Annotated in this window: 3 protein-coding genes (1 of these 3 only partly in view); 1 reads left to right on the top strand and 2 read right to left on the bottom strand. The window is 64.5% G+C overall.

The features are described 5' to 3' along the window. Positions 1 to 108: 108 nt before the first annotated feature. Positions 109 to 1,563: a xylulokinase gene (gene xylB / locus EOC06_RS18335; protein WP_128308442.1), complete on the bottom strand. Its 1,455-nt coding sequence runs from the start codon at positions 1,561 to 1,563 to the stop codon at positions 109 to 111. 82 nt (positions 1,564 to 1,645) lie between these two features. Then, a complete protein-coding gene (locus EOC06_RS18340; RefSeq protein ID WP_128308443.1) occupies positions 1,646 to 2,968 on the bottom strand; it encodes a tetratricopeptide repeat protein in 1,323 nt (440 codons plus the stop codon). A gap of 226 nt (positions 2,969 to 3,194) precedes the next feature. Here EOC06_RS18340 and EOC06_RS18345 point away from each other — a divergent pair, with 226 nt between their 5' ends. Further along, a protein-coding gene (locus EOC06_RS18345) for an autotransporter outer membrane beta-barrel domain-containing protein (RefSeq protein WP_128308444.1) crosses the window boundary here: on the top strand, positions 3,195 to 4,842 show its 5' portion. Its footprint extends 1,157 nt past the window's final position; only the first 1,648 of its 2,805 coding nucleotides appear in the window; the start codon lies at positions 3,195 to 3,197; its stop codon lies beyond the right edge, outside the window.

Consider the following 4,842-nt stretch of genomic DNA (forward strand, 5'->3'; position numbering starts at 1 on the left):
CGCTAATTATCAACCTTGCAAGACGAGTAAAGCCGTCAACGCTGCCGGGCATCTCCCCCCTAGAGGGGGAGATGCCCGGCAGGGCAGAGGGGGGCGCCTCGCACTGACTCACGCGGTTACAGCCCTGATTGCCGGGTACAGCGCCCGGTAGCGCTGATAGGCATCGGCATAGGCGCCGCCGAGCGCCGCGTCCGGTTCGATCGTGGCATCGGTCCTCGGTGCCGTACAGATTTCAAGCGGATCGGCACCCGTCGCCGCGATCAGGCCGAGCCGTGCGGCACCAAAGGCGGCGCCGAAATCGCCGTCGGCGGGAATGTCGACAGGCAGTTGAAGCGCGGTGGCAATCGCCTTCAACCAGTAGTGCGAGCGCGAGCCGCCGCCGATCGCCGTCACCCGCGTCAAACTCGTGCCGGCCGTGGCCAGGGCTTCGAGGCTGTCGCGGAAGGCAAAGGCTACACCCTCCAGCACGGCCTGGGTCAGCACGGTACGGCTCGATTCATGCGCCAGCCCGGTGAACGCGCCGCGAATGGCGGCATCATTGTAGGGTGTGCGCTCGCCCGAGAGATAAGGCAGGAAGGACACGCCGCTCGGCGCCTTCAATATATCGCCGAGCTCAGTGGTCAATTCGCCGGCGCTCTTCCCGGTGATTTCGGACAGCCAGTTGAGCGAATCCGTCGCCGACAGGATGACCCCCATCTGGTGCCAGGTGTTCGGCAGGGCGTGGCAGAAGGTGTGAACCGCGCTAGCCGGGTTGGGCAGGTAGGAAGCGTTGGCGGCAAACAGCACGCCCGATGTGCCGAGTGAAACGAAAGCGTGGCCGGCGCCGACCGTGCCCATGCCGCAGGCCGAGGCCGCATTGTCGCCGGCGCCGCCGGCGATCGGAATGCCGGCCTGGACGCCCCACTTCGATGCCAATTCGCTGCGCAGCGCGCCTGCCTTGTGCGTACCCTCGACCAGCGACGGCATCTGCTCCTCGTCGAGCGACGTCGCTGCGAGCAGGTCCGTACTCCAGCGCCGGTTGCCGACATCGAGCCAGGAGGTACCGGCAGAATCCGACATCTCCGAAATGTGTTCGCCCGAAAGCCAGAGCCGCAGGAAATCCTTGGGCAGCAGCACTTTTGCGACCTTGGCGAAGAGAGCGGGTTCGTTGTTTTTCACCCAGGCAAGTTTCGGCGCGGTGAAACCGGGAAAGACGATGTTGCCGGTCAGAGCGCGGAAGCGCGGATCGGCATCGAGGACAGCCGCCTCGGCATGGCTGCGCGTGTCGTTCCACAGGATGCAGGGACGCAGCACCTTGTCGGCGGCGTCGAGCAGCGTGGCGCCATGCATCTGCCCGGACAGGCCAATGCCCTTGACTGCCGCGAGTTCATCCGGATGGGAGGATTTGAGCTCGGCAATTGCGTCTTCGCAGGCCCGGATCCAGTGCTCGGGATTCTGTTCCGACCAGCCGGGATGCGGCCGTGAAACATCAAGCGAACCATGGCCGGAACCGATGACGGTTTGCCCGGCATCGATCAGCAGCGCCTTGACGCCCGACGTTCCGAGATCGAGGCCCAGATACATGTCTTCCTCCCACGCCAGTTAATTTTTTCGGGTCTCGAAAAAATCTGACTTGGCCAGTTTTTAAAACAAGATCCGCTTCGGGTCAATTCTCCGACAAATCGGCGGCGCGTCGCACAAACAGCGCTGACAGCGGACTGTCGGGCCGCGCCATCGAACGCTCGGCCGTGAGCGCCCTGGCCAGCGCACCGTCACCGGCGCGCAACGCTGCCTCGATCAGCGTCAGGTCGATAACATCGCGCTGGGCGTGGCTGCCGCCGAAGCGATGGGAGATCGATCGGATCGGCCGGATCAGGCGCACGGTCTCGGCGTAATTGCCCTCACCGAATGCCTTGACGGCGAGCGTCAGCGGATGGCCGACATCCCGCGTGAAAGCCGCATTGTCGTCGCTGCCACGCATGGCCTCGCGCTGAGCCTCAAGCAAAGCGAGGGCCGGCGCATCTAACCCTGCACCGACAAAGGCCATCATCGCGTGGGCATCGTTGAAGGCATAATTGCCGGCGCCGGCCTTATGCCAATTGGCGGCGAGCGCCGCCCAGCGGTCGCCGACATCGACGCCGCCGAGGGCGAGCCGCCACAGGACTGCCGAGGCATCGACCATGTTGAGCGCCATCGTCGATTGCACGCTGTAGATGGGGCCGTCATAGAGGGCCAGCACCGCGTCGGTCTCGCCGAGATCATAGTGGAACAGCGCCAGGTGCCACCAATTGTGGACCTGCAGGAAACTCTCCCTTGTCCACGCTTCCGGGTTGGCCTGCATCCAGGCGATGCCATCCCTTTGCCGGCTCTGCATCTCCATAACATGGGCGACGGCATGCTGCGCCCAGCCGTCGCGCGGCTCGATGTCGACCGCCGCGCGGCCAAGCTGCTCGGCCCTGACATAGTCACCCATTTCCTCCAGCCCGAAGGCGTGCATGCCGAGCATGGCGTGGTAGCCGGGCATGCCGCTTTGCCAGGACGGCAGGGCGCGTGCGATGCGGTCGCGCAGCATGCGTGCATTGCCGGTGAAGAAATCGATCTGGTGGCCGACCTGCAGCGCCAGCCCGTCGCGCGGGGTCTCGATGGCGATGTCCTCGAGAATGCGGCTGGCTTGATGCCAGCGTCCGTTGGCGAGATGACCCAGGGCTGTGACATGCGCCCGCTCGCGCGTGGTCGCGGCAAGCGGCAGTGACGCCTCATGGCAAGCCTTGGCCACCGCTGTCGCCTCCCGCTCGGTGGCGAGGCCGAACAGATAGCCCTTGAAGACATGCGCCATGACGAAGCCGGGATCTTCCGCGATGGCGTGGTCGATGGACGCCACGGGATCGCCGATGAAGCACTGCAGTTCGCGCACTGCCTGGCTGTAGGGGGCGAACCCCGCCTCCGTTGCACCCGAAAGCGTCAGGCCGAATGCGTCCCTGGTTGCCATGCGATGTCCTTTCATCGATCCGTGACAGGGCCTCGATCCTTCGGCCCAAACCGATCCTAAAGCATGGGCCACGGACACGCCAACCGCGCGCTACGCCAGATCATTTCAGTAGTCTTTGCAGTTTAGCAACCATGCGGGGCAGATTAGGCTTTGTAAAATCGAATGAATTGTGTCTTCATTACGGCGACTGGCGGGGGCTGGAAATCGCGAATCGAGAGGGGACGCGATGTGGCATATGAAGAACTCGCTTCCGAACAGTCGTTCGGAGGATGCGCAGGTGACAGTTGCTTCGCCACGGCGAAAGCCGCATCCGCTACACCCTTGGCTTATTAGCATCCTCTCAACTACGGCCTTTGCGTTGCTGCCCAATTCAGCTGCGTTTGCCGCATGCGTGCTGGGCCCAATCGCCGGAAATACCGTCTACACCTGCGATAGCGGCGACTCGGGCGGCAGCCTCACCGATGCCGATGGCGATAACACGCTGAATTTTCCCGCCGGCGGCACCGGGCAGATATCAGGCAACGTTACCTTTGGTGTCGGCACGGACCGCATCGACATGCAGTCCGGCACCATCACCGGCACCGTCGATCAGGGTGGCGGCACGGATTTTTTCACCATTGGCGCGGGGACCGTCGCCGGCAATGTCCAGCAGGGCGCCGGCATCGACGACTTCAACATGAGCGGCGGCCAGATCGGCTCGCTCAACCAGGGCGACGGCCTCGACACCTTCACCATGACCGGCGGCCGCATCGTCGATTTCTTCGACGATGGCGACCACGCCGTGATGACCGGCGGCCGCATCGGCCGCGTCAACATGAAGCTCGACCAGAACTATTTCAACATGTCGGGCGGCACCATCGACCGCAACCTCGTCACCGGCTTCGACAAGGACACGATCATCCTGTCGGGCGGCACCATCGGCGGCAACATCAGCGTCAGCGGCGGCAATGACAGCGTCACGGTCACCGGGGGCACGGTCGGTGGCGATATACTGATGAGTTTTGGCGCCGACGATTTCGTCTGGAACGGTGGTGGCATCATCTATGGCAACGTCGATCTCGGCGGCGACAACGACACCGCCAGGCTCAGCAACCTCACCAACGCCAATCTCGGTGCCACGAATGCCATATCAGGCGGCCTCGGCACCGATGCGCTGACCCTGGACAACGTCAAACTGGATGGGGTCAGCCGGCTCCAGAACTGGGAGAGCATCGACGCCACCAACGACACCGAGCTGACGATGGACAGCAATCTGGTGCTCGGCGATAGCGGCACCGGCACAGGTTCGCTCAGTGTCGATGCCGCGAGCACGCTTTATGGCGGCGGCTTCAACACGGCGATCCAGGCCTTTACGGCGGGCCAGCTGGCGCAGGTCACCAATGCCGGCCGCATCGACCTGACCAATGGCAGCACCGGTGCCACCGACAGCCTGACGATTTCGGGCAACTATGTCGGCCTGGGTGGCCTGCTGCTTATCCAGACCGAGCTCGGTGACGATTCCTCCGCATCCGACAAGTTGGTCCTGTCGAGCGGAACGGCTTCCGGTTCGACCGGGATCTCCGTGGTCAATCTCGGCGGCGCGGGGGCTGCGACCACGCAGGACGGCATCATGGTCGTCCAGGCAATCAACGGCGCCACCTCGGGCGCCACGACATTCGCGCTCGACGCCCCGGTCGCCGCCGGTGCCTTTGAATATTATCTGTTCAAGGGCGGCGTCAGCGCCGGCAGCGAGGAGAACTGGTACCTGCGCTCGACGCTGAACACGCCGGCCCCTCCGGCCGCCGCCCCGCCGGCGCTGGAACCTACTGCGCCGCCGGAACCAGAGCCGCCGGCGGCCGAACCGCCGCCGCCGCCTTCCGAGCTGCCGCCGACGC

Source organism: Mesorhizobium sp. M7A.F.Ca.MR.362.00.0.0, assembly GCF_004023175.1.
Classification (GTDB): Bacteria; Pseudomonadota; Alphaproteobacteria; order Rhizobiales; family Rhizobiaceae; genus Mesorhizobium.